At 44.6% G+C, this 26,705-nt stretch carries 23 protein-coding genes; 14 read left to right on the top strand and 9 right to left on the bottom strand.

From position 1 onward, the window contains the following. Positions 1 to 38: 38 nt before the first annotated feature. A complete protein-coding gene (locus NFI81_RS13810; protein WP_234611867.1) occupies positions 39 to 1,508 on the top strand; it encodes a nicotinate phosphoribosyltransferase in 1,470 nt (489 codons plus the stop codon). 11 nt (positions 1,509 to 1,519) lie between these two features. Next, positions 1,520 to 1,753 carry a DUF3820 family protein gene (locus NFI81_RS13805; RefSeq protein ID WP_234614849.1) on the top strand — a complete coding sequence of 78 codons (234 nt, stop codon included), beginning with the start codon at positions 1,520 to 1,522 and terminating at the stop codon, positions 1,751 to 1,753. Positions 1,754 to 1,787: 34 nt separating this feature from the next. Here the strand turns inward: NFI81_RS13805 and NFI81_RS13800 are convergent, their stop codons facing one another. The 4 genes from NFI81_RS13800 to dinB all read right to left on the bottom strand — a co-directional run bounded on the left by NFI81_RS13800 (position 1,788) and on the right by dinB (position 9,498). Further along, a complete protein-coding gene (locus NFI81_RS13800; protein WP_234611868.1) occupies positions 1,788 to 4,598 on the bottom strand; it encodes a M16 family metallopeptidase in 2,811 nt (936 codons plus the stop codon). Positions 4,599 to 4,667: 69 nt separating this feature from the next. After that, positions 4,668 to 5,120, bottom strand: coding sequence for a hypothetical protein (locus NFI81_RS13795; protein WP_234611869.1), 453 nt, complete (start codon positions 5,118 to 5,120; stop codon positions 4,668 to 4,670). Between the two features lie 138 nt (positions 5,121 to 5,258). After that, entirely contained in the window at positions 5,259 to 8,228 is a 2,970-nt protein-coding gene (locus NFI81_RS13790; protein ID WP_234611870.1) for a DNA polymerase III subunit alpha, read from the bottom strand. 40 nt (positions 8,229 to 8,268) lie between these two features. Next, on the bottom strand, positions 8,269 to 9,498 hold the full coding sequence (dinB, locus tag NFI81_RS13785) for a DNA polymerase IV (protein WP_234611871.1): 1,230 nt from the start codon (positions 9,496 to 9,498) through the stop codon (positions 8,269 to 8,271). A gap of 138 nt (positions 9,499 to 9,636) precedes the next feature. On the opposite strand from dinB, the gene NFI81_RS13780 reads away from it, so the two are divergent. After that, a complete protein-coding gene (locus tag NFI81_RS13780; protein WP_234611872.1) occupies positions 9,637 to 10,404 on the top strand; it encodes an XRE family transcriptional regulator in 768 nt (255 codons plus the stop codon). 1 nt (position 10,405) lies between these two features. Here NFI81_RS13780 and NFI81_RS13775 read toward each other — a convergent pair whose 3' ends face one another. Beyond that, the gene (locus NFI81_RS13775) at positions 10,406 to 12,187 is read right to left on the bottom strand and encodes an ABC transporter ATP-binding protein (RefSeq protein ID WP_234611873.1); all 1,782 of its coding nucleotides are present in this window, start codon (positions 12,185 to 12,187) and stop codon (positions 10,406 to 10,408) included. Positions 12,188 to 12,431: 244 nt separating this feature from the next. On the opposite strand from NFI81_RS13775, the gene nusB reads away from it, so the two are divergent. From nusB to coaE, 6 genes are read left to right on the top strand one after another with little or no spacing between them, the layout of a single operon-like run. Next, positions 12,432 to 13,598, top strand: coding sequence for a transcription antitermination factor NusB (gene nusB / locus NFI81_RS13770; protein ID WP_234611874.1), 1,167 nt, complete (start codon positions 12,432 to 12,434; stop codon positions 13,596 to 13,598). A gap of 35 nt (positions 13,599 to 13,633) precedes the next feature. Continuing rightward, positions 13,634 to 13,936, top strand: a complete 303-nt coding sequence (locus NFI81_RS13765) for a YtxH domain-containing protein (protein WP_234611875.1) — start codon at positions 13,634 to 13,636, stop codon at positions 13,934 to 13,936. Positions 13,937 to 13,952: 16 nt separating this feature from the next. Then, entirely contained in the window at positions 13,953 to 14,387 is a 435-nt protein-coding gene (locus tag NFI81_RS13760; protein ID WP_310590122.1) for a DUF1573 domain-containing protein, read from the top strand. A 51-nt stretch (positions 14,388 to 14,438) separates the two neighbouring features. Then, a complete protein-coding gene (gene yajC / locus NFI81_RS13755; protein ID WP_082213506.1) occupies positions 14,439 to 14,741 on the top strand; it encodes a preprotein translocase subunit YajC in 303 nt (100 codons plus the stop codon). Positions 14,742 to 14,794: 53 nt separating this feature from the next. Continuing rightward, on the top strand, positions 14,795 to 15,487 hold the full coding sequence (locus NFI81_RS13750; protein WP_234611877.1) for a YbbR-like domain-containing protein: 693 nt from the start codon (positions 14,795 to 14,797) through the stop codon (positions 15,485 to 15,487). A gap of 27 nt (positions 15,488 to 15,514) precedes the next feature. Then, entirely contained in the window at positions 15,515 to 16,123 is a 609-nt protein-coding gene (coaE, locus tag NFI81_RS13745) for a dephospho-CoA kinase (RefSeq protein ID WP_234611878.1), read from the top strand. Here coaE and NFI81_RS13740 read toward each other — a convergent pair. From NFI81_RS13740 to NFI81_RS13725, 4 genes are read right to left on the bottom strand one after another with little or no spacing between them, the layout of a single operon-like run. Continuing rightward, complete coding sequence (locus NFI81_RS13740; protein ID WP_234614850.1) at positions 16,120 to 17,898, bottom strand: DNA polymerase III subunit gamma/tau; 1,779 nt, start codon at positions 17,896 to 17,898, stop codon at positions 16,120 to 16,122. The genes coaE and NFI81_RS13740 overlap by 4 nt on opposite strands. Before the next feature lie 35 nt (positions 17,899 to 17,933). Further along, positions 17,934 to 18,779 (bottom strand): glycoside hydrolase family 16 protein, encoded by an 846-nt coding sequence (locus NFI81_RS13735; RefSeq protein WP_234611879.1) that lies wholly within the window; start codon positions 18,777 to 18,779, stop codon positions 17,934 to 17,936. After that, positions 18,776 to 18,919 (bottom strand): hypothetical protein, encoded by a 144-nt coding sequence (locus tag NFI81_RS13730; RefSeq protein WP_234611880.1) that lies wholly within the window; start codon positions 18,917 to 18,919, stop codon positions 18,776 to 18,778. The genes NFI81_RS13735 and NFI81_RS13730 overlap by 4 nt, the downstream gene beginning before the upstream one ends. Further along, entirely contained in the window at positions 18,916 to 19,353 is a 438-nt protein-coding gene (locus NFI81_RS13725; protein WP_234611881.1) for a DUF6934 family protein, read from the bottom strand. The genes NFI81_RS13730 and NFI81_RS13725 overlap by 4 nt, the downstream gene beginning before the upstream one ends. A gap of 126 nt (positions 19,354 to 19,479) precedes the next feature. Between NFI81_RS13725 and NFI81_RS13720 the strand changes: the two genes are divergently transcribed. The 5 genes from NFI81_RS13720 (at position 19,480) to NFI81_RS13700 (ending at position 26,673) form a co-directional block, all read left to right on the top strand. Then, positions 19,480 to 20,484: a GSCFA domain-containing protein gene (locus NFI81_RS13720; protein ID WP_234611882.1), complete on the top strand. Its 1,005-nt coding sequence runs from the start codon at positions 19,480 to 19,482 to the stop codon at positions 20,482 to 20,484. Positions 20,485 to 20,590: 106 nt separating this feature from the next. After that, entirely contained in the window at positions 20,591 to 21,703 is a 1,113-nt protein-coding gene (locus NFI81_RS13715; protein WP_234611883.1) for an Mrp/NBP35 family ATP-binding protein, read from the top strand. Positions 21,704 to 21,762: 59 nt separating this feature from the next. Then, positions 21,763 to 22,020 carry a NifU family protein gene (locus NFI81_RS13710; RefSeq protein ID WP_234608027.1) on the top strand — a complete coding sequence of 86 codons (258 nt, stop codon included), beginning with the start codon at positions 21,763 to 21,765 and terminating at the stop codon, positions 22,018 to 22,020. 165 nt (positions 22,021 to 22,185) lie between these two features. After that, complete coding sequence (locus NFI81_RS13705; protein ID WP_234611884.1) at positions 22,186 to 23,895, top strand: D-alanine--D-alanine ligase family protein; 1,710 nt, start codon at positions 22,186 to 22,188, stop codon at positions 23,893 to 23,895. A gap of 87 nt (positions 23,896 to 23,982) precedes the next feature. After that, positions 23,983 to 26,673 (top strand): MGH1-like glycoside hydrolase domain-containing protein, encoded by a 2,691-nt coding sequence (locus tag NFI81_RS13700; protein ID WP_234611885.1) that lies wholly within the window; start codon positions 23,983 to 23,985, stop codon positions 26,671 to 26,673. The last annotated feature ends 32 nt before the right edge of the window (positions 26,674 to 26,705 follow it).

The raw sequence follows: 26,705 nt of genomic DNA, 5'->3' as shown, positions 1-26,705 counted from the left end.
TTATTAATTAGTCTTCTCATCATGTGTAAAAATGCGGAATGATTAATCAATTATATAACACATCACTAAGCTTACTCACTGATTTATATCAACTTACGATGGCCTATGGCTATTGGAAAGCTGGAAAAGCGGAGCAGGAGGCGGTTTTTAATCTTTATTTCAGAAAACATCCGTTTCAGGGCGGCTTTACCATTGCCTGCGGGCTGAGCAGTGTTATTGACTATTTGAATGATTATCGATTCAGCGACGACGACCTTGCATATGTCGGGTCAATTGCCGGGAATGATGGCGAAAAGCTTTTTGAGCAGGGCTTTTTGGATTATCTAAAAAATATGACATTCGCATGCAGCATCGACGCGATTCCCGAAGGAACGGCGGTTTTTCCAAATGAACCGCTTTTGCGCATACAGGGCCCGATTTTACAATGCCAACTGCTGGAAACGCCATTATTAAATCTCATCAATTTTCAATCGCTCATTGCTACAAAAGCAGCCCGGATGCGTCTCGTTGCCAAAGATGATTCGCTGCTTGAATTCGGCCTGCGGCGAGCGCAGGGACCCGACGGCGGCGTGACGGCGAGCCGGGCCGCCTACGTTGGTGGTTTTGATGCCACTTCCAATGTAATAGCTGGAAAACTCTACGATATTCCGGTTAAAGGCACACATGCGCACAGCTGGGTAATGTCGTTTGACAGCGAATTGGAGTCATTTGAGACGTATGCGCAGTATATGCCCAATAATGTGACGCTGCTTGTGGACACTTATGACTCGCTTAATGGCGTGCGGCATGCGATCAAAACGGGTAATCGGCTACGGGAGCGGGGCTATGATCTCAGTGGGATTCGCCTCGACTCCGGCGACTTGGCGTATCTGAGCATTGAAGCCCGGAAATTACTGGACGACGCGGGTTTTGAAAAAACCAACATTGTGGCCAGCAATGATCTTGACGAGCATATTATGGACAGTTTGAAGATCCAGGGAGCCAAAATCAATGTCTGGGGAATAGGCACAAAACTTGTTACTGCTTTTGACCAGCCGGCACTTGGCGGCGTGTACAAACTGGCTGCAATTCGTTTGCAATCAGGTGATTGGGACTACAAGTTGAAGTTATCTGAACAAGCGATCAAGGTTTCAACACCCGGGATTCAGCAGGTGCGACGTTTCAAAGACGCAAAGGGGTTTTTATCTGATATGATTTTCAACATTGAAATGCCTTTGACTGGCAAATCGACAATGGTGGATCCTTATGACTTTACCAGAAACAGGTCATTCTCAGAGCAGTCAACGTTCGAGGATTTACTGGTGCCAATTTTTGACAAAGGCCTTTTGGTTTATAGCTTGCCGTCTGTTCACGACACCAGGAGTCGAGTTCAGGAACAGCTCCTGAATTTTCACAAAGGGATCAAGCGTTTTGTGAATCCGCATACTTATCCGGTTGGTTTGGAAAAGGGCCTGTTTGATCTAAAAACAAACCTTATTCTTAAACTGCGCGCCGCAAACGAATCTTAAAATACATGATGATGCAGGAAAATCCAGTCCCGGATCCAACCATTCTAAAAGAGTTACTTAAGTATAAAATGCCGTTTGGGAAATACAAAGACACACTAATTGCAGATTTGCCAGTGTCTTACCTGGAATGGTTTCAGCGGCAGGGCTTCCCGGCGGGGAAACTCGGAATGTTGCTCAGCACCATGTATGAAATACAAATTAACGGGCTGGGGGATTTGCTTTATAAATTAAGGAAGATGCAATAATTCTACGCATCTCCCTTAATATCAATTCACTGTGCTATTTTTTCTCAGGCATTAGAACAACCTTGATAAAGTTGTCATTATTGAAATATTTTTCTGCCGCAGCTTTTGTGCTGGCAACGGTGATGGATTTCAGTAACTTATCCTGCAAGAAAATTTCATCAAGGTCGTCGCCAAGGAACGTGTTGTCGTCCAGGTAATCGAGCCAGAAGTTGTTCGTTTTAAGCGCCGTTTCTGTTTTGCGCTGCGTTTCGGCGACAAATTTTTCAATATCTTTTGGATCAGCGCCGTTTTGTTTCACCTTATCCACTTCTTCTCTGGCGCGTTTTACAAGCTTATCCACATTCTCGGGCGCACATCCAAAACCGATGTTGAAACGGTAATGTCCTGTTGGGAATTTGTCGGTGCTTTCAGAAACGCTCACGCCGTAAACGCCACTTTCTTCCTCACGCAACGCCTCTATGAGCTTGATTTGCAGCACTTCCTGCAATGCTTCGATCTGAATATTGTTCTCAGGATTGTATTCATATTCACCACTCGAAATCAATGTAACACGGCTTTTTGGTTCAAGACCTTTGTAAATAGTTTTTTCAATGGTCCCTTTCGGCGGGAAAATATCGGGGTGTTTAAATGTGTCATCGCGGTCGGTTGAAGGCAGACCGCCAATGTATTTTTCAAGCAGCGGCTTGATTTCTTCTGGCTTGAATGCCCCAACAAATGTGAACACAAAATCAGAGGCGTCTGCAAACCGGTCGTTGTACATTTCTACGGCACGATCCAGGCTGACTTTGTCGATACTTTCCGGTTTTAATGGTTTGCGTTTGGGATTATTGCTTGTCAGAACCGCATTCAGCGAGTCAGAATAAACTTTTTCAGGTGTTAATGTTTTCTGGATATTTTCCAGATATGCTTTCTGGTTTGCCAGGATTCCGGTTACTACATCCGCATCTTTTCTTGGCGCGGTGAAGTAGGCGTATATCAACTGCAACGTTGTTTCCAAATCTTTTGGGCTTGTGCTGCCGCCAATTCCCTCGGTCAGCTCGCTCACATAAGGACCTGCGCTGGCGGTTTTCCCTGCCAGGAATTTTTGCAACTGGGTTTGATTATAAGGCCCGACCCCGCCGGATTGGATCAGATAACTCGAAAACATTCCGGTTTCACGCTCGTCCGGGAACAACGAATAACCGCCCTTCCCCGTTGCTTTGATCAGTATTTCGTCGTTTTTGAAATCCGTTGGTTTCAGCAAAACCTTTACACCATTGGAAAACGTAAGCTCTGTTACGCCCAGCTTTTCCAACGTTTTTTCGCCTGCGACCTTTCCTGGTTTCGGTTCGGCAGGCAGCAATGGCGAATCCACCACATCGTCAACATATGCTGTGACATCCTTACCCGCTTCTACAAGCAATTTACGGATTTCGGCTTCCTTCGGCAGGTCATCTTTGCTTTTTTCAGGCCCCATAACCACCACAGCCCTGTTTTTGTCTGTGATGTATTTTTTTGCCAGGCCATTGACTTCCGCTAATGAAACTCCATCTAAATGTTTTTTTACAAATTCGAAATAAGCCTCGGCGCTCATATAAGGTTTATCATGCAGAAAGTGGTCCAAATATTCCTGGACGTGCTCTGACGATTTGGTTTTATCTCTCTCCTTATAATACTGTTCGATGGCTGTATAAAAGTCCTTTTTCGCCCGATCCAGTTCTGGCTGGGTGAATCCGAATTTCTGCACACGCGCATTTTCTTCAAGCAGGGCAGTTAATGCAGTTTTCATAGAAGGAGCGTCCTTTGCCAGCGCAATGGATGTGTAAGAATCCAGGTCGCCAAGGAAGTCGCCATACTGGCTGTCTCCGTATAAAAATGGTGGATTTGCTTTTTGCGTAAGCTCCTGCATACGCTGGCCCATCATTGAATTATACAATCCCTGGGCGAAATTATCGCGCACATCTTTCAGGGATTTTACTTTTTGATTGGGTTGTTTATAAATAAGCTGAATCAGATTTTGCGGGTATTCGGGATCCGTAACAATCGCCACTTTTGTTGATCCATCGAGTGGAATCGCATATTTCGTGCGTTTTTTTGCATTGGCCGGTGAGGGGATCGAACTGAATTTCTGTTTGATAATAGCCTCCACTTTGTCTACATCAAAATCACCAACGGCAATCACCGAAATGAGGTCCGGGCGATACCAGTCCTGGTAAAATGCTTTAATTGTTTCCGGCTTGAAGCTTTTTAGAATACTGTCTTTACCTATCGGAAGGCGTTCTGCATAACGCGAATTGTTAAGGATTACTTTCAGGAATTTATCGCGCATTCTCTGCTGTGCGCCGCGTCCCATTCTGGATTCTTCCAACACAACGCCTCGCTCTTTTTCAATTTCGGATGGATCAAGCAATGCGCCGTGCGCCCAGTCTTCCAGCACCTGGATGCCTTTGTCCAGCAGTCCCGCCGAGTCTGTTGGAATGGGCAACATATAAACGGTTTCATCAAAACCTGTGTAAGCATTCAAGTCCGCCCCGAAACGCACGCCGGTCTTTTGGAGAAAGTTAACGAGCTCATTCTTAGGGAAATTGGTTGTCCCATTGAAATTCATGTGCTCCATAAAATGCGCAAGTCCTTGCTGGGCATCGGTTTCCAAAACAGATCCTGCCTTTACCGCCAGACGCAGTTCTGCTCGATTTTTGGGCTCGGCGTTTTTTCTGATGTAATAGGTTATCCCGTTTTTGAGTTTCCCCATACGGACACCCGGGTCAAGCGGGACTTTCTGGGTGGAGAGATCTTGGGCAAAAGCAACATGCAAAGGACTTATTCCAAGTCCCGCGATAAACAAAGCGATTAGCGCCTTTTTCATTTTAGTCATTTTAAATTAACAGCATTCAGGAGGGCGAAAGATATTTAAAAAGTATCGACTTTTTCAAAATCAGGGACACGCGGCAGTTTTAAAAACCAAACCTTTGGCAAAATCCAACTTAGACCTGTCACTGAACAACATTGCGCCGTTTTTCTCCCCAACCGGACCAAACCCCTCAACCCAATTTCCATCTTTTTTCAAAAAGGCAACTTCGCGGGTCGATTCAACGCCTTCTGACATGAATTTGTAGTTAGCCAACAAGGTGTCACCATGGATCTTTCCATCGATTTTGCCACGATTTTGATCCTTTTCAAATAAGTTATATTCCAAATCCCCAGTTACAATGCTGTCAGCAGTCACTTCGATATGCAGGAACGCGGAATCTTTTTCGGTTGTGTACGCGTAACATTCCGAGCCAGGCTGTGCATCACTTTCTACGACCGTTGTGGATTCGGATTCTTTCTTTGCGCAGGATGCTAAGATGCAGGCTGCCGCTATCAAAAGATAGATTTGCTTTTTCATATTTGTGATGTTGAGAGACATTAAGTTTAATTAATATAGCGCTTTAACGCCCAAATGCTGGATGAAAACGTAAAATGCGGTTCAGAATTATCACAACTTGTCACGCATCGCTGATTCTTTCGAGATTTTTTCTGATCGTCAACGTGTTGCGGAATCCATCCTCGTGATCTCCATTACTTCAATTGTCAGAAAACCAAATTCTTCCGTCACAACACCGCGGATTTTATAAACGCCTTTCACAGAAAAATTGAATTTAACAGCAACTTGCGGGAAATGTACGGTGTCAATAAATTGTCCTTCCTGATCCAGAAAAGTCCCGAATTGCATTGTTTCGCCTCTTGCCGTGCGTGTGTTTTTGACCGCCACCAGATAACCATACTGCACAACCTCCCGATTTACATAAACATGCAGATCTTTGCTCATGACACTTTTTGGCAAAGCGTTTTTTAATAAATCAAAAGGACTGCAAAGCGCAAAACCAAGTAATTCTATCTGATCATAGGCGTCGTCGATGGGCGACGAATGGAAAGTCGGCAGCTGATAATCTTTCACTTCCGACTTGAATAATTGCTTCTGCGGTACTTTTGACGGTGTTTTACTAAGCCTGAAATGTGCCTTCCAAAGTAATGTTTTCTTGTTAATTCCCGTAAACCTGAACGCATCTATGCGGATCAGGATCGTCAATTGCTCGATTGAAATAGCAACACGGTCAATGAAATTGTTCAAGGATAGAAACTCTCCTTCCTGCTCTCTCGCGGAAACGATTTTCAGTATGGTTTTCTCCTCAATTTCATTCAAAAACTGCATTCCCAGATAAATGTCCTTTCCTTTTATCACTGCCTGGGCGTTGCTGTGGTTCACGCAAGGTGCCATGATCGTGGCGCCCATCATGCGTGCTTCGTGCAGATATAGCTCAGGTGCGTAAAATCCGCCGCCGTTATTCAGCACTGCCACCATGTATTCCAATGGATAATAGGCTTTCAGGAAAAGTGTCTGGTAACTTTCCACAGCATAGGACGCCGAATGTCCTTTCGCGAATGCATAGCCCGCAAAACTTGCAATCTGGTTCCAAATTTCCTGCGTCGTCTGGGGCTCATAACCCATATCGGAGCAGTTTTTGAAATACTTTTTCTTTACCCGCTCAAACTCGTCACGACCACGGAATTTTCCGCTCATGCCTCGTCTGATCACATCCGCTTCGCCGAGCGTGAGCTTAGCAAAATAATGTGCAACCTTGATCACGTCTTCCTGGTAAACCATAATGCCGTAAGTTTCGGGCATCAGCTTTAATAATTCCGGGTGTGCTTCCTGAACTTTCTCGGGGTTTTGGTGACGTAAAATATATTCGCGCATCATGCCGCTTTTTGCAACGCCAGGCCTGATAATGGAGCTGGCTGCAACCAATCCGAGGTAATTATCCACTTCGAGCTTCCGCAACAGCATGCGCATGGCAGGTGATTCCACGTAAAAGCAGCCAATACATTGGGCCCGTTTGATCAGGTCGTTGATTTTCGGGTCGGTCTTGAATTTTTTTACGTCATCAATGTCGATCGGTTGTTCGTCCGGGCGGTTGTAACGGATCACTTCCAATGTTTCCTTGATCTTGGCCAGACCCCGCTGTCCGAGAATGTCATATTTATTCAGCCCTACATCTTCCGCGATGACCATGTCGAATTGCGTGGTAGGAAATCCTTTGGGCGGCACATCCGTGGCCGTGAAATAATGTATAGGCCGTTCGGAGATCAGGATCCCGCCTGCATGAATGCTCAAATGATTCGGCTGATTATTTTCCTGCAAATAACCGGCATACTTGATCACCAGGCTGGATATCTGATCCAGTTTTTTCGGGTCAAATTTTCCATTGCTCAAAGCGTCGATCTCATAAGCTGGCAACCCGAAAACCTTACCCAGCTCACGAACGGCTGCGCTGTGTTGAAATGTGCTATATGTTGCCAATAGTGACGCCTGGCCGTTTTTGCCGAAGGTGTCAAAAATATACTGCGTTACATCTTCGCGATCGCGCCATGAAAAATCAATGTCGAAATCGGGCGGATTTTTCCGGTGCATGTTGATGAACCGTTCAAAGTAAAGGTCGAGTTCAATCGGGTCAACATTGGTGATATTCAGCAAATAGGCCACAATGCTGTTCGCGCCACTTCCACGACCGACATAGTAATAGCCTTTTCTTCGCGCATAGCTCACAATGTCATGGTTAACAAGGAAAAATGGGACGAAATTTTGCTTCTGAATAAGGTCCAGTTCCATTGCGATCCGGTCAAAAATCTCGTCGGTTACCTGCTCACCGTATCGATAACCCAACGCCTGGTAACTCAGTGATGTCAATTTTTGATAGTCGTCATGTGCACTTTCGCCATACACCCTCAAATTCTGATGTTCCCGATCGTCACCAAAATTGAAATGAATGCTGCATTCCTCCATCAACTTTTCGGTGTTGCGAATGATGAAATCAAGGTCTTTTTCCTTGAAATGATATTCGAGCACCTTTAACGGCATGATTTGCTCCGATTCTTCGGCCGTTTCTGTTGGCGACAGTTTGCTCAATAATGTGTTACCATCTATCGAACGCAAAAGGCGGTGCGTGTTGAAGTCTCGCTTATTTCGAAAACTCAATGGCTGCATCACAACAAGCTTTTCCTTTTGCTTGAACAAGGGGGAAAAGCGGATTCTGTTCAAATCTTTTTGCGCAATGCCAATGTATTCGTTGGGTAATAGTGTCTCTTTTTTCTCCGCAGAAAGATTTTCAAAAGGGTAAATAAATACAGCGTGTTCGAGTTTCGGGGCCTCGTCGGGAAATGCCTCTTTCAACAAAGAATGTCTCGATAGGTAGGCATTCAGCTCCTGAAAACCTGCGTTATTTTTAGCTAACCCCACAAATTGCTGTTTTGCCCCGTTACGAAAATCGATCCCTACAATTGGTTTAATGTCATATTTAGGTGCCATCCTGATAAAGTTCAGGCAACCGGACGTATTGTTTATATCGGTCAGTGCAATGCAGCCATAACCGTTTTCCCTGCTTATCTGAAGCAATTCCTGTTCGGGGATAGTCCCAAAACGAAGGCTGAAATAAGAGTGACAGTTGAGTAGCATGGTGTTTTGGAAATAAACTTTTCATCATTCGTTGAGTAAATCATGCATTCCGATGCGCGGGAATGATGGGTGGGTCGCCGTTGAAGGGGTTTCCCATGCTGGAAATGTTCGGGATGCCGATGGTGGTGCCCCAGCTTAAAATAGCATTTCCCCGTTTATCGGTGCCGTACCGGTTTCTGATATAATCCATTGCCTGATAAAGGTTTAGCTTTTCCTCAGAATCGTCAAACATATTGATCTGATGGCTCCCTGTAACAAGGTCACTGAAATTGACACCTACGAGCCGGACCATCATTCTCCGGTTGTGGAGGAGGTCGAATAACCGTTCAATTTGCGGGATCAATGTATGATCAGCCGATGTGTATGGAATCTTTACCTGCTTTGAAACTGTGTTAAAATCGGAATACCGGATTTTTACGGACACGCATGAAGTGAGTTTATTTCCATTTCGTAGCTGATAGGCCAAATTTTCACCCATGGCCCGCAGCATTTCCCGCATTCTTTTCACGTCACCCGTATCCTTTCCAAACGTGCGCTCGTTGGAAATGGATTTGCGTTCATGAAATGGAACGATAGGAGAGTTGTCTAACCCATTTGCCCGATTCCAAAGCAGTGTGCCATTCTTGCCCAATATTTCGCCCATCATTTCAACGGGCATTTCCTGTATCGTCTTCACGTATTTGATACCCATATCATACAGGATCTTATTGGTTTTTTCACCTACCATCGGGATCTTCTGCACATGCATGGGCGCTAAAAAGCTTTTTTCGGTTCCCGCATCTATTTTTTTGTGGTTGTCAGGTTTCGCCTCGCCGGTTGCTACTTTGGAAACAACCTTACTCGTGGAAAGTCCGCATGAAATGGGCAAGCCGCTCTCCCGCTTAATGCGTTCTCTAAGCTCGGTAGCAAGCTGAAAGCTGCCAAAAAACTTGTCCATCCCAGATAAATCTGCATAGAACTCGTCAATGCTGGCTTTTTCAAAGACGGGCACCGTTTCGGCGATAATCTCCGACACAATTTTAGATTCGTTCGAATACATTCCGCCGTCGCCTTTGATGATCGTTGCTTCCGGGCAAAGCATACGTGCCATTTTCATAGACATTCCTGAATGGACACCGAATGGCCTGGTTTCATAACTGCAGGCTGCTACCACACCACGGTCACCCGTTCCGCCTACGAGCACCGGCCGGTTATTCAGCCGGCTATCGTGCTTTCGCTCAACCGAAACAAAAAATGTATCCAGATCCAGATGTAATATTGTACGGTCCATTTGCTTTGGAATTTTTACAAAAATATGGATTATTTCCAAATATATGGAGCATATCCAAAAAAGAAAAGGAAATATTCCAAAATTTTGTATCTTTGCTATTGATAAGGAGTTAGCAATTTTTGACTTGATCAGCCGAACATGCAAATCGACGAAGAGTTCAAGCGTTTTAAGCAAATAAGGGAAGAGTTGAATCTGACCCAGTCCGCGTTTGCGGACGAACTGGGCATTAGCGCCACTACGGCTGATATTGAGAGAGGCCGGACGCGGATCCCCGGGCAGGTTGTGAAAGAACTGCTGAAAAAGTATCACATTAACCCTTTGTGGCTTTTTGGTGATAGCAAGCAGAAATATTTACAGGCGGATAAGCTGTTGATGAGCCCGAAAGTTGTCACTGTTGATAATGCGGGTAAGGAGAACATCGTGCTCGTAAGTGCCAAAGCCGCTGCGGGCTATCCCAATAACATTGGGGATGCACAATGGTTTGAGACTTTGCCCGCTTTTACGATTCCACTTCCCGAATATCGCAATGCTACGTTCAGGGGATTTCAGGTGGAAGGGGACAGTATGATGCCCGTGCTGCATTCCGGCGAATGGATCGTTGGGAAAGCGTTGGATGATTGGGAAGATGTAAATCCCAAGCAGATCTACGTCGTTGTAACGGTCGACAGTATTTTGGTAAAAAAAATGCAGCAGGAAAGCCAGTCGACCTTCGTAAATCTGATTTCCTCCAATCCGGAATATAGTCCCATCCGTCTCGACCGCAGCGAAATCAAGGAAATATGGATTGTCAACAGCAAGCTGACTTTTGATCTTGAAGCAGATCACAAGCAAGTGAGCCTGCTAAGTTTGCATACGGAAATGAAAGAGTTGAAAGAGGAAATGAGGAAGTTGGTCAAGAATGGCTGACCTACGCCTCCTCAGCCACCAATTGCTTCTCGTACAATTCTTTATAGGCCTTATTAAGTGCCATAAGCTCGGTGTGGGTGCCTTGTTCAACTATCTTCCCCTCATCTAGTACTACGATGCGGTCTGCGAGCTTGGCGGATGATACACGGTGGGAAATGATCACGGATGTGCGTTGGTCCATGATGCGTTTCAGATTGTTGAGGATAATGTTTTCCGTGTTAGTATCAACGGCAGAAAGGCAATCATCAAGAACCAGTATTTTAGGATCGCGCGCAATGGCCCTTGCAATGGATAGGCGCTGTTTTTGCCCTCCTGAAAGTGTTATGCCCCGTTCTCCAAGCAATGTTTGATAACCCTGGGGAAAATCGACAATGTTGTTATACAGATCGGCATCCTTCACGGCCTGCTCAATCCTTTCGAAAGGCATATCTGTTGTCCCGAAACGCACATTGTTTTCAATTGAATCGGAAAAAAGGAACACATCCTGAGGCACATAACCGATCTGCCGACGATAAGCATGCACGTCGTAATCCTTCATCGGAATATTATCGATCAGGATTTCGCCTTCTGTCGGATCGTAAAGGCGGCATAATAAATGTGCTAACGTGCTCTTTCCTGAGCCAGTTGTTCCTAGTATCGCAATGGATTCTCCCTGTTTTACTTCCAGGTCAAAATCATGCAATGCTTTGATTCCGGAATCAGGATAGGTGAAACCGACATGTTTGAATGTGATCGCGCCTTCCAGCGGTTTTTCAATATTTTTTGTAGAAACCAGCGTTGTTTTTTCATTCAAGAACTCATTGATCCGCGTTTGCGACGATGCAGCTCGTTGAATTTGGCTAGTGGTCCAACCTAATGCCATTACCGGCCAGGTAAGCATGTTTACGTATAAAATAAACTCGGTAATGTTCCCAGGCGTAAGATTTCCATTGATAATTTCCTGGCCGCCGACGTAAATAACCAGAATGTTACTTAATCCGATCAGCAGAACAATCACCGGATAGAAGAAAGCATCGACTTTTGTAAGACTCAGCGATTTATTCTTAAAATCTTCGGCTTCTTTCTGGAAGTTATTAAATGAATGTTTTTCCTGAACAAATGATTTAATCACCCTAATCCCCGAAAATGCCTCCTGAACGTAAGTTGAAAGCCCGGAAAGCTGCTTTTGGATCTCCTGGGAGCGTTTCATGATCATGCTGTTGACGATATAAACGCTGATTGACAGCACCGGGAGTGGCAGCAAAACATATAATGTAAGCTTGGTGCTCACCGAGAGCATATAGGAAATCACGAGGAAGAAAAGCACGATGAGGTTGATGCCGTACATTAATGCCGGCCCAACATACATCCGCACATTGCTTACGTCCTCAGAAATGCGCGCCATGAGGTCGCCGGTGCTATGGCGACGGAAAAAGCTGGCCGGTAATGTCTGGTAATGCTGATAAATATCGTTTTTAAGCGCAAACTCAATGTGCCGCGACATGACAATGATCGTCTGCCTGACAAGGAACAGGAAAATCCCTTTCAGAAGGGCCATGGCCAGGATCAACAAGCCATATAGCAGAATACTGAAAGCGAAAATGTCATACATCTCCGTTTGCAGCGCAGCGCCGTTGAACAGGTAATAAATGTCCAGTGTCTCCACCACCAGATCAAGTGCATAGCGCACGAGCTGGGCCGGGATTATGCCAAAAAGGTTAGAAATAATTGTAAAAATGGTTCCGAGGATCAGATACCATTTGTATTTCCACAAGTACTGGTTGAGGTACTTTAATGCTTTCACTATAAATTATTTTAAACTGCGGATTTTCCTATGCGGGACGGGCAATAACTAACCAACATCCTATCGTTTCAAAACGTTGCAAAATTAAAAGACGGCATTTCATTTTTTCGATTCTAAACAAAATAGTCTATTTTTGCGGTCAATTTTAAACAAAAAATGCAGGGTAAAGTATTCAAACGACCTTGCCAGATGCAGATACGTTCTTTGATTTACTGTACCTTTTATCCAATTAGTGTTCCGGCTTATGCTGAATAGAAGATTATTAAGAACTAAGGCGGTTCAGGCGCTTTATGCCCGTCAGCTTACCACAGATGCCAACCGATTACTGGCCTTAGACCACATTGAAGCGGCTTTCCAGCCCGATCTCAATTCGATGGAGCCTCAGAACAGAACCAAATTGGCAGGAATGAGAAAGCTTGCTGCGATCACCCTCGATGAATTTATCAAACATGGGAAACCCAATGAAGATGAGGAACTTCCCGAGCAGGTGATCAAAGTGGCGAGGAGCGCTTTTGAAGCATACAGCAGACAAACAATTTCAGATGGCGAGAAGATGGTTCGCCGGGTTTTGAATGAAACAGAATCTATTTATGTAGATTTTATCCGGGTTTTATCCATGCTGATCGAGCTTTCGCATCAGGCAAAAATTGACCGTGAAAGAAGGTATGACGATCCTGAGGCGCCATTTCCGAAAGACGGAGGCCTCGATTCCAACAGTGTTATAAAGGTTTTGGTGGCTGATAAAACACTGGAAGAAGAAATTATCAGGAACGGTATCAGTTGGAGTAATGAAATGAACCTCATCCGGAAAATCTATCGCGAAGCTTTGCGGAAGGATGAGGAATATACAGCTTATTGCAAAAATGCATCACATACGCCGGAAGAAGACCAAGCCATTGTGCAGTATGTTTTAAGACAAGTGATATTGAAGCACGAAGTGCCTCTTGACTATCTGGAACAGCGCGATCTTTACTGGGTCGATCACAGTGAGTTAATCAGAAGTCTGGCTATCAAAACATTAAGATCAGCGGACAATAGCGCTACTTTCCAGCTCTCACCATTAACAAAAGATTGGGAGGAAGACCGGTTTTTTGTTGAAGAACTTTGCCGGATCGTGGTTGCAGAAAGTGACCAATATGATGTATATCTTGATGAACATCTTAAAAACTGGGAACTTGACCGGATCGCATTGGTTGACCTGATTATTTTGAAAACGGCACTTGCCGAATTGATCCATTTTCCAGGAATTCCCGTAAAAGTAACTATCAACGAGTTTATTGAAATAGCAAAAAGGTACAGTACGCCAAAAAGCGGTAAGTTTGTAAATGGCGTCCTGGACGTTCTTTCTGTTAAATTAGCCAAAGAAGGCGTGATCAGAAAAAGCGGACGTGGATTGATAGATAACAAATAAGCTGACCGCAATATTTACAGCTAAAACCAAATGTTATGAGTAAGACCAGCAATAGTTTAATCGCATTTTTGACAGGTTGTGTCACAGGCGCTGCCCTGGGAATCCTCTATGCACCTGATAAAGGAGAGGTTCTGCGGACACAATTGACATACAGATTGTCTAAATACAGAGAAAAATTAAAAGACGTAATTGAAGATCTGGTTGATAAAAAGGATCAGCCCGACAATGTTACAAAAACGGAGGGAGAGCGTGTGGTCAATGATGCACGCGAAAAAGCTGAAAAATTACTTGAAGATGTGGATCGCCTCATGGCGCAAATCAAAGGACAGGCCAGCTGATTTATTGCTTATGAAAATGCGATCATTGGTTTTTTTATTGGGAGTTGCACTGACACTTTCCAGTTGTTCCAAAAGCGATAACAAAGAAGATTCGAAACAGGCAGACTCAAAAATGCCTGTTTTTACTTTGAGCGACAGTTCGACCTATGAATTTGGGACCATTCAGGAAGGCGTGGTCGTGGAGCACGATTTCAAATTCAGGAATGATGGTGAATATCCTTTGATACTCAATAACATTACATCGTCATGCGGCTGCACCACACCCGAATGGCCCAAAGATCCCATCGGCCCAAAGCAGACCGCTAGCATTAAGGTCCGTTTCGACAGCAAAAACAAAACTGGCCCGCAGGTAAAAACGATTACGGTTTATGCCAACACCGAGCCGGCTTATACGGAGCTCAGGTTAAGAGGAATTGTAAATGCAGCTCCCAAACCCGATACACTCAACTAACTTTCCCTATCACAACCGAAAGGTTACCAACTTACTAATCCATCCATTACAATGAAGTTTTCCATTTTAGCACAAGCAGCGTCCGGCGGTTCAGAAGCCATGATTTACCAGGTTATTATGTGGGTTGGTATCATTGGTGTATTTTACTTTTTCATGATCCGTCCGCAGCAAAAGAAGCAAAAAGAGCAAAAAGAGCTTCTTGGCAATCTTAAAAAAGGAGATCAGGTCGTTACAATAGGAGGGATCCATGCCCGGGTTTACACAGTTGAGGATACAACTGTTACGCTGGAATTGGACAAAGGAGTGAAGCTTACGGTGGATAAATCGGCGGTTGCGCGTACCATTGCAGCGTAAGTAATTATAAACGGCACACATTTTCTGATGTGTGCATTTTCAATTTTTTTGCTGTGAGTAACGTACCATCAGGCCAAAATAAAGTTAAGACCTTCTTTGTATGCATTCTGGCAGCCGCGTTTTTTTGGTTAATGAATGTGTTGAACAAGGATAATTATTCGATCAAGCTCAATTATCCGCTGGACATCGAATACGACAATTCGGCCTTCGTTCCCATGCAGCCTCTGCCCAAAAGAATTTCTGTGAATGTGTCGGGCGATGGCTGGACGTTACTACAAAAATCGTGGCTTAATTTTAATGCTAATCCGGTGATCTACAAGGTGAATAACCCCAATGAAGCGAGTTTTATCAACTCGACAACATTGACGGACCAGATCACAGAGTTGTTCCCCAATCTGCATGTGAATTACGTTATCGCCGATACTTTCGAATTGAATTTTGAGCGAAAAATCAGGAAAATAATTCCTATCCGTGTCGACAGCGCAGCCGTTAACATTCGTGACGGATACGTAATTTCAAGCATTATCAATGTGTCGCCATCACTTATTTCTGTCGATGGGCCTATTTCGCTGATCCGTTCATACCCTGATACAATCCGCGTTGCTGTGCCTACCCCGAAAATTCAGAACAATTTCGACGAAAGCCTGCCCATTCCGCTTCCGGTTTCACCTTTGGTGGAGGTGAGTCACAGAGACGTTTATATTAGTTTTGAGGTCGCGCAGTATCTTAATGTGATCACGCCGTAAATTTAATCCTAACGTCATTCCTCCGCCATGTCCCTTCCCCTTCAAATTGGAATAACCGGCGGAATTGGATCCGGAAAAAGCGTTGTCTGTAAGCTGTTTTCCTGTCTCGGAATTCCCGTCTACAATGCAGACAGCCGCGCAAAATGGCTGACCAATCACAATCAGCAAATCATTAATCGCGTTGTTGCTCTCCTGGGAAGAGACTCATACGACGCAGAAGGTCGTTATAATACTTCCTATGTAAGCTCGCTGGTTTTCAACAACGACGATTTACTTAAAAAACTGAATGCGATCATTCACCCCGTTGTCATGCAGGACACTGCCGACTGGGTTCAAAATCATGCAACTTCGCCGTATGTGGTGAAGGAAGCTGCGATTATGAATAAAGCCGGTGACCGGAATTCGCTGGATTATGTAGTTGTGGTAGAAGCGCCGCTGCAATTGCGTGTAAGCAGGATTTTGCAGAGAGACAAGCGGAGTGAAGATGAGATCAGGGCTATTGTGAAAAGGCAGGTTTCTGACGAGGATCGGAAAAAAGTGGCTGATTTTTTTATCAATAATGATGAAGAGTCTGCCTTAATTCCGCAGGTTTTGAAATTGCATGACATTTTTAAGATAGGAGACAGGTCAATTTAAAAGTCTACATCCAATCCCAAAGCTTGCTTCAATTCCAGCAAATAGGGATTTTTCTCAGCCATATAATTGAATTTCTCTGCCGGTGTGTAAGGAAGCCGGTTCACTTTTTGGGGATCTACACGCGGATTGATTTCTAATCTTGGCGCGTCAAGGCGGCTTTTGAGATAAGTGAGCAGTTCATAACGCACATTGGCCATTGCTTCCAGCTGATGTGTGTTGTCCAAAGCAATTTCAATGGTCGTGCCTTCCAGTTTGAATTCTTTGTTTAAACTGATTTCTTCCGTCGTTGAATTGCCTGCCATCCTCCGTTTTTCGGCAAATTCATACCAATGCGTTTGTAATGTCTCTAATGACAATGCGTCCTTTATGGCATTATTAGGAGCATTGGCTATGGCATTTTCAATCTCTCCTTGTGGCGATTCCTTAACAGCTATATCTGCATTAGGCGCACTTGGGGCTAACGCGATGGTATTTTTTAACTTCGACGGAGCCTGTGCAGGTTGGGTTGCACGCGTCTGGGCATCCGTATGATTTCCATTGGTTGAAAATCCGTTGGCAGGAATTCCATTAGTCTTGGCTTCTACGGGCGTTGCCGGATCAGGATTTAAGGGTTTTAATTCGGGCTCAACTTTTTTTTTTGCCGTTTCATCAACGGCGGTAAGGGAGGAAAGTTGAAGAACATGGGGCAGATTAGCAAGCTTCATCAAACATAGCTCGACATGCAACCGCTGATTTTTTGCCGATTTATAATTGATATCACATTGACTTGCAATGCTAAGCGCCGATAATAAAAAGCTCATATCAGCCAGTGCAGATTGCTGCTGATATTTTCGTTCCGCTGATTCCGAAACCTGCAAAAGCGTTACAGTTTGCGGATCTTTGCAAACCAACAAATTTCTGAAATGCTCTAAAAGTCCGACCACGAACAGATGGCCGTCAAAGCCCTTTCTTAAAATTTCATCAAACAAAACAAGGGAACGTGCAATGCTGCCGGAAGTCAGCGCGTCTGTGATTTTGAAATAATAATCATAATCCAGAATGTGCAGATTTTCCAGCACAGCCTCGTAAGTAAGCCTGTTATCCGTTGAGAAAGTCACATTAAGGTCAAACATCGAAAGCGCATCCCGAAGACCGCCATCCGCCTTTTGACCGATTAATTCCAATGCTTCTTTTTCTGTTTCAATGCCTTCTTTCTTCGCAATATCGGAGAGGTGATAAGCGATATCTTTCGGCTGAATGCGGTTGAAATCGAAGATCTGGCAACGCGAAAGAATGGTCGGCAGGATTTTATGCTTTTCTGTTGTAGCCAGGATAAAAATGGCATAACCCGGCGGCTCTTCCAATGTTTTCAAAAATGCATTGAAAGCCGCTTGCGAAAGCATGTGAACCTCATCAATAATATAGATCTTGTACTTCCCCGTTTGAGGCGGGTAACGAACCTGATCGATGAGGTTACGGATATCTTCGACGGAGTTATTAGAAGCAGCATCCAGCTCGTGAATGTTGAATGATGCATTGTTTTGAAAGCTTACACAAGATTCGCAAGCTCCGCAGGCTTCCACATCATCGCCAAGGTTCTGGCAGTTAATGGTTTTGGCCAAAATCCGTGCGCATGTGGTCTTTCCAACCCCTCTTGGCCCGCAAAAAAGGAAGGCCTGCGCCAGGTGATTGGTGCGGATTGCGTTTTTTAATGTTGTAGTGATATGTGACTGGCCAACCACCGAGTCGAAAGTGACGGGACGATACTTTCTGGCCGAGACAACGAAATTATCCATAGCGCAAGATACTTCCATGCGCTCGAATTTCAAAGCTACTTTTTCTCAACAAGCGGGTAAACACGCACGTAATCGATCTCCATTTTTCGAGGGAAAATGCTGTCATCCACGCCTTTCTGTCCACCCCAATTGCCTCCAACAGCAATGTTTAAAATTAAATGAAAAGGTTTATCAAATGGCCACTGTGCCCATTCATAGCCAGCTTCTTTGGTAAAAGTAAAATAGTCCTTCCCATCGAGCAGTATCTTCACTGATTCCGGCGTCCATTCGCATGAATATGTATGAAATTCGTCAGAGACGGTCTCAACTACTACATTGTTGCCCTTATTTGTGCCAATTGAATGGTTAAATGCTTTGGTATGAACATTTCCGTGGATTTTGTTCTGGTCAAACCCGACGTGCTCCATGATATCAATTTCGCCATTATCCGGCCAGCCTTTGTTTCCATAATTATTTTCGCTCGCCAGCATCCAGATTGCCGGCCAGGTGCCGCGGCCTTTCGGCAGCTTCGCCCGGATCTCAAATTTGCCGTAAAGGAAATCTCCCTTGCCTTTCGAAACCAGTCGGGCGGAGCTGTAATTGACTTTCCCCGACTTTCCCTTGATGGCCTCAATGATCAGGTATCCATCTTCAACCTTTGCATTTTCGACCTTATCCGTATAATTCTGTAACTCATTATTCCCCCAGCCATGATCACCCAGGTCGTAATTCCATTTTTTGGGATCGGGCTTGCCGGAATAATCGAATTCATCCTGCCAGGATGGCGTGGCGGCGAACTCGTAGGTGGAGACTTTCGCTTTTGGGGTTTCTGCTGGTTGTGCGCAGGCTTGTATCCCATCCAAGCCAGTTAAGACAGCAATGAGGAATGCGAATCTTTTCATTTCTGTCCGGCTGACTGCCGCTTTGGTAATTTGGAAAGATCCACTTTTGAGAGCAGCTCATTCATCTCCATCAATTTCTTTTCTACAATTTGCTCCCCGTTGAGCTGCTTTTCAGGCTGATATTGCTTCTTGCTTTTCATAGTTTCGAGATGAGGTAAAAATCATATTCTATATTTGGCTCAAACAAAAAAATTTGATTTTCAATGCTTCCGTATACTTCAAATTTTTTGACAATTTTGGATAATTCTCGTGTGATTACAATCCTATAAAGCCTTTGCCTGCGCTCATCGCTGCCCCTGAATGCGATTAAGGATTTCGGACATTTTCGAAAAAAGTTTTCTATAATCTGAAAGATCGTAGCGAGTACTTTACTTAAATCATTATTGTTGCTTTCGACAAGATCACTTAGTTTTCCTGAATCAAGGGTATCTAGCAAAGCCAGATTGTATGTGTTTGCCGACGTCGTGAGGTCAAGTGTTACAACTTTTCTAATTTCCTTAATTGTACTCACACTAACAAATTCGTAACGCAGTTTGTGGTGGGATAGAGAAAACGGATAAAAATCTTCCTGCATATAATATATTTTAGTGTGTGAATCGATCCTCAAACATAATCCTTTTCTCCAATTTATGAAAGCACATTAATGATCCGAAACTGACCAAATACTTGTAATTTCGCAGCAGAGATATTTAATAAATGAATGAGGGAAATTAAGCTCAGTACTGAGGTTGGGGTTGCCGCAGCGGATTGGAAAATTAACCAGCATTCCAAGATTGTGACCATTGGGTCTTGCTTTGCAGATGTGCTTGGTAGTCAGCTTTCTGCGTATAAATTCAAGGTTCTTAACAATCATTTTGGGACTGTTTTTAATCCGCTTGCTATTGCGAAAATTCTGGATGCGACGCTGGAAAGTAAGCAGCCGAATCCAGCATTGTTTGTAGAGAATTCCGATAGGATCTGGCTTCACCACGATTTTCATTCGTCACTATATGGAAGGGATCAGGCGGAATTGCTGGCACAGCTGACGGACAAGATGGCGACTGCAAGAGCATTTGTGCAAAAGGCCGATCTTTTGGTCATTACATTTGGGACTGCGTTTGGCTACCGGCATAAGCAGACCAATCAGATCATTGGTAATTGTCACAAACTGCCTTCCGACCGCTTCGTAAAAGAATTGCTGCATCCCGACCAGATCATGATCGCATATGAGCAGCTGATTCAAAAACTGCAGTCTTTCCAAAGAAACCTAAGGGTCATATTAACGGTGAGTCCGGTAAGACATACGCGGGACACGTTGCCGCTGAATCAGGTCAGCAAGTCCACATTACGGCTGGTTTGCCATCGCTTGTCTGAAAAATACAAACAAGTGGAGTATTTTCCATCTTATGAAATCATGGTGGATGAGCTGCGTGATTACCGTTTTTATGAAGATGATCTGATCCATCCCAACAAGCTTGCAGAGGACTTTATTTTTAATGTTTTTTCCAAAGCATTTATTGATAGTGACGCCCTCCATTTTATGAAAGAGTGGGACGGAATACGGCAAATGATGCTGCACCGGCCTTTGCACGGGCACACGGAAAGCCATCAGAAATTATTGAAAAGCGTGCTGGCTAAATTAAATGCGCTTTATTCACAAATTGATGTTACGAAAGAAATCAGGGAACTTGAAGAGAAGATCCACGAATTTTCAGATGTGAGATAAACTCATTAGGAACAATTCGTGTTGCATAATATCAGAGTAAAAGATTACACATTTTTAAGTTTCCAAGACGTCGCTAACAGATTGTAACGGGGTCTTAACCAGTATAATGGGAGAATTTACTATCAATAAAGAGAAAGTTTTACAGGCGCTCAGCACTGTTGAAGAACCTGACCTGAAAAAGGACCTGGTTACACTAGGTATGATCCAGGACATTGAAATCGGGGTTAATCAGGTGAGGTTTACGGTTGTTCTTACAACGCCTGCCTGCCCTTTGAAAGAGTTGATCCGCAGGAATTGCGAGGCGGCCATCCACGAACATTTAAGTCCTGACGTTGAGGTTGTTATCAAACTTACGGCCAATGTCACTTCCACACGCCAGTCGGGGCCGATTATCCCAGGCGTAAAGAATGTGATTGCTATATCTTCGGGAAAAGGTGGGGTTGGTAAATCAACCGTTACTGCAAATCTGGCAATGGCACTGCACCGTTCAGGCGCTAAGGTGGGCATTATCGATGCGGACATCTTCGGGCCTTCGATCCCGGTTATGTTCGGCGCTGAAAATATGCAGCCGACAATTACACCGAAGGATGGTAAAAACTACATTAACCCGATCCGCCAATATGGAATTAAAATGATCTCCATTGGTTTCCTGACACCGCCTGATAGCGCAGTAGTTTGGCGCGGTCCGATGGCCAGTCAGGCTTTGAAGCAGTTTTTTGCAGATACGGATTGGGGTGATCTTGATTATCTACTGATAGATTTACCTCCCGGAACAAGCGATATACATTTAACATTGGTGCAAACGGTGCCGGTTACCGGGGCAGTAATTGTTACAACGCCTCAGAAAGTTGCCCTGGCGGATGCTATTAAGGGTTTGCAAATGTTCAAACAACCACAGATCAATGTTCCGATCCTGGGTGTGATTGAAAATATGGCTTGGTTTACGCCGGAAGAGCTGCCCGATCATCAGTATTATATTTTTGGAAAAGGCGGAGGCCAGTTGCTTGCTGACAAGTTTGATGTTCCATTACTGGGTCAGATTCCGCTTGTGCAGGGCATAAGGGAGGCTGGCGATGAAGGTCGGCCGGCTGTGATGGATGTGAATCCAATTGTAAATGATGCATTTCGCGATGCTGCCGAGTCTCTGGCTCAACAGGTGGCGATCAGAAATGCTTCGAAGGAAAAAACGCAGCCTGTTGAAATCCAGGTTTCAGCGTGATGTTAATAATTTGATTTTTTGGATATATTCTTGCATCTTAGCAAATAGATTTTTTTAAAATGGATTCAAAAGAAAAAACAATAGAACTCATCGAGCAAGCGCTCGATTCGGTACGACCTTACTTGCATGCAGACGGCGGAGATGTGAAATTTGTGGAACTGACTGATGATCTGGTCGTTAAATTGGAATTGCAGGGCTCTTGCCAAAGCTGCCCGATGAGCGCAATGACATTTCGCGCAGGTCTTGAAGAATCCATCCGTAAAGCTGTCCCGCACGTAAGCAAAGTGGTTGCTGTAAATGTCGCTGAACTGGCCTGAAACAGGTCGTTTTTTATAACCTTATTTTTAATAAAAGCAGCTTTTCTAAAACGGAGGCTGCTTTTTTATTTAAAATTCCCCGGCATTGCAGCCAGAAATTGATTCGTCTCGATTAGTAAGTTATATTGCGCGTAAGATTTAGAAGATTTTACCTGATTATAAAATATGCGCATCGGAATATTTTTCGGAGGACCGTCCCGGGAAAGGGAAATTTCATTTGCTGGTGGAAAAACTGCTTTTGAACATCTGGACAAGTCACTTTTTGAGCCAGTTCCGGTCTTTGTTGATAGTTTCGGACGCTTTATCCTGCTTGAAAAAGTGTTAATGTATTCAAGTGAGGTCCGGGAATTTTATCCGTCAAGAAGCATTCATCAGACGGGCTATAAAACTTACATTGAGTCTCATCCTGAGCTTGCTGATCAGCCCATCCCCGCAGAAATCGGGACATTATTATCTCCTGATCAGTTCAAAGAACATTTCGACTTTGCATTCCTGGCCATGCACGGCCCTGATTGCGAGGACGGCGCGATCCAGGGTTTGTTGGAGTGGTATAAGATACCTTACAGCGGTCCGGGTTTAATGGGATCGGCTGTGGGAATTGATAAAATCCTTCAAAATGAAATGATCGCGCTGGTGAACGGACAGCAGAAAAAAAGCTGGACGCTGCGATATGATCAATGGGTTCCGCGAGAGTATCCCATTCTATTTCAGGTTCTTAAAAAACATTTAGGGCTCCCATTGGTGATCAAAGCCCCACATCAGGGATCGTCGATCGGTGTTGCGATCGTTAAAGGTGATTCTTTGGAAGAGTTTATATCCGCTGTAAATCAATGCTTTTTTCAGGTTGAGCTGTATGGCACGACCTGGAATGCGCTGGATGGCGCCGAAAAACAGGCCTGGGCACAAAAAATGGCTAATCTTGATGAAGGGATCGGTTTTCCGGTAGTTTTGAATGGGGAAACTATTTATCACCCGGCGAAGCTTACAGCAGTGCTGGACGGCTATTTCTCGAAAGGTAATGAGCATGCATTGTTGAGCAGTTCAAATGGGGAAGACCAGGTTTTGATAGAAGAGTTTATTGAAGGACAGGAATTCTCCTGCGGCTGCATTCAGTTTGATGACGGTAAATCATTGGCTCTCCCGCCCAGCGAGGTGATAAAAATGGTCCAGGTTTTTGATTTTAATGCAAAATATAAGCCAGGCGCGAGTCTCAAACGTATTCCCGTTGATACGACGCTGGAAAAGAACCAGGAAATTCAAAAGGTCATAGCCACCGTTTTCGAACAGCTGGGCATTAACGTTTGCGTCCGTATCGACGGATTTCTCACGCCTGACGGCACGATTGTCCTCCACGACCCGAATACTATCCCCGGAATGTCACCTACGTCATTCATTTTCAAGCAAATGGCTGAAATTGGGCTGAATGTTACGCAGGCATTGACCTATCTCGTAAGACAGTCAATCCGGGAAAGGATTCGCTCGGGAAAAAATACGTGGCAGCTTAGAAGTCTGCTGGATAGTCTCGATGAAAAAATCGTGGCTGAGAATGCGAAAAGCAAGCCTTTGAAATACATTGTTTTTGCCTCTACGGACGAGGAATACACGGCTGCAAGAGCAAAATACGGAAAATTGAATGCAGCGGGAGAAGTGAAACCGGTTCCGGTTCTACATGCTTCGGATGGAAAATATTATGTATTGACCAACCCGCTGATGTTCAAGGAGTATGTTGCCGATGTGGAGGCACTGTTACACGCAGAACGCCATCCTCTACTAACTGAAACCTCGGAACGAGCTGCCGCAACCACAGCATTTTACGCAGGCAAGGTTAACTTTCAGGTGAAGATTCATAACCAACTGGAATCGCTGGAAGTTTAATTTGAATTTGCTGATCATTCCTATTTTGCTGATTAACTATTTAGCTTTACACAGAGATTTCATTCCTTTTAGAAAAATATAACATTAATGGCACACGGCGCTGAAAAAGTAAGATTAAGCCTGCAAAAGGAGAATACAGGATGGAAGAAGTGGGGACCTTATTTGTCTGAACGCCAGTGGGGAACGGTCCGCGAAGATTACAGTGGAAACGGAGACGCCTGGAATTACATTACGCATGAAATGGCGCTTTCGAAAGCCTATCGCTGGGGTGAGGACGGAATTGGCGGTTTTTCTGACAATAAACAACATATATGCTTCTCTTTCGGATTTTGGAATCACAATGATAAGATCCTGAAAGAAAGGATTTTTGGTCTCACAAACCGGGAATCTAACCATGGGGAGGATGTGAAGGAAATGTACTATTATCTGGATAGTACGCCGACCCATTCCTACACCAAGATGCTGTATAAATATCCGCAAAACCCCTTTCCTTACGAAAAGTTGCGCCAGGAAAACGGCCGCCGCGGTAAGGAAGATCCTGAATACGAAATCATGGACACGGGCGTGTTTGAGAATGATGAGTATTTCGATATTTTCATTGAGCACGCAAAGGCGGACGAGGAGGACATTATGATGAAGGTGACGGTTTTTAACCGTGGCACCAAAGATGCCCCCATCACCGTTCTGCCTACGATTATGTTCCGAAACACGTGGTCCTGGGGATATGAGGCTTTCAATTATAAGCCGATTATGAACGGCATTTCAAACCGGCTGATTGAGGTTACACACCGGAAACACGGGAAATACAACCTTTACCTGGACGGTGCAGACGAATTGTTGTTTTGTGAAAATGAAACCAACTTTAAGAAACTTTACGGAACTGCGAATAACACTGCGTATCCGAAAGACGGGATCAATGACTATATTGTAAGCAACAAAAAAACGAATACTGTTAACCCGAACAGCATTGGCACCAAGGCCTCGGCGCGGTTTACGAGAACAATTAAGGCAGGCGAAAGCACAACATTTAGACTAAGATTTGTAAATCACTCTATATCAGAGCCATTTGGCGGTTTTGAAGATCTGTTCGCTAAAAGGATCAGGGAGGCGGACGAGTTTTATGATGATCTTCAGCGCGATGTAGCGGATGCTGATCTGCGGTCCATTCAGCGGCAGGCTTATGCAGGCATGTTGTGGAGCAAGCAATTTTATTATTACAATGTTTATGAATGGTTAAAAGGCGATCCGGCGCAGCCAGGGCCTAATCAGGGTAGGAAATGGGGGCGAAATTCCGGGTGGAAACATTTGTACGCGGCCAATATCATCTCGATGCCTGATAAATGGGAATATCCCTGGTTCGCGGCCTGGGATCTTGCTTTTCACTGCGTCCCGCTGGCACGCGTAGATGCGGATTTTGCCAAAAGACAGCTCGAAATACTGCTTCGCGAATATTACATGCACCCGAACGGCCAGATTCCGGCTTACGAATGGAATTTTTCCGACGTCAACCCGCCGGTTCATGGCTGGGCAACCTGGAAAGTATATGAAATTGACCGTGAGCAGAATAACGGCGTTGGCGACATTGAATTCCTTGAAAAAATATTCCATAAGCTGCTTCTGAACTTCACCTGGTGGGTGAATCAAAAAGACGATACGGGCAACAACATTTTCAGTGGCGGCTTCCTTGGCCTTGATAATATCGGCGTTTTTGACCGGTCTACACCGATGCCGTTTGGGGGAAAACTTCAACAGGCGGACGCGACGGGCTGGATGGCCATGTATACTTTGAATATGTTGCGAATTTCGGTCGAAATTGCGCTTGTGCACCCGGTTTACCAGGATATGGCTTCCAAATTCTTCGAGCACTTCCTGCACATTGCAGGCGCTATGGAGTCTATTGGCGGTAAAAATTCGTCGATAAGCCTTTGGGATGAAGAAGATCAGTTTTATTATGATGTCATTCATATTCCGAACGGGCAAAGTATCTTGCTGAAAGTGAGGTCGATCGTAGGTCTTATCCCGCTTTTTGCGGTGGAAATCCTGGATCCGCAAAATCTTGATAAAATGCCTGTCTTCAAACGGCGTGTGGAGTGGGTCTTGGCAAACAGGCCCGATCTGGCTCGGCTAATCTCGCGTTGGTTTGAGTCCGGGAAAGGGGAGAACAGACTGCTGTCGATCCTACGGGGTCACCGGATGAAAATGATCATGAAACGAATGTTGGATGAGAATGAATTTCTTTCCGATTATGGGGTAAGGGCTTTGTCTAAATATCACGAAGAAAACCCTTACAAATTTTATATTAACGGTGAAGTGTTGCAAGTGGATTATACTCCTGCTGAGGCACTTACGGACATTATGGGCGGGAATTCCAACTGGCGTGGTCCGATCTGGTTCCCATTGAACTACCTTATTTTTGACTCTCTCATGAAATTTCACGCTTATTATGGCGAGGATTTTATGGTAGAATATCCAACAAATTCCGGCAATTTAGCAACGATTAAGGAGGCTGCTGTGGCTATTGCCTGCCGCCTGATTGATATCTTTAAAAAGGATGCGGATGGGAACCGGGCCGTGTATGGAGTTGATCAGAAAATGCAGAAAGACCCGAATTTCAACGAACACATTCTGTTTTACGAATATTTCCACGGGGATAATGGTCGCGGCTGCGGCGCAAGTCACCAGACAGGCTGGACGGGATTAGTTGCAGAATTGATTCATAAAACCGCCAAGGAAACCGCAAAGCAGCCCGAAAAGGAAGAGCTGGAAATCATCAAGTAACTCAACAAAACATAAGGTATATTATTCAATTA

The sequence above is a fragment of the Dyadobacter fanqingshengii genome, from assembly GCF_023822005.2.
Classification (GTDB): Bacteria; Bacteroidota; Bacteroidia; order Cytophagales; family Spirosomataceae; genus Dyadobacter; species Dyadobacter fanqingshengii.
Note: the sequence above shows the minus strand (reverse complement) of the source record. Positions and strands in the feature narration are given on the sequence as shown.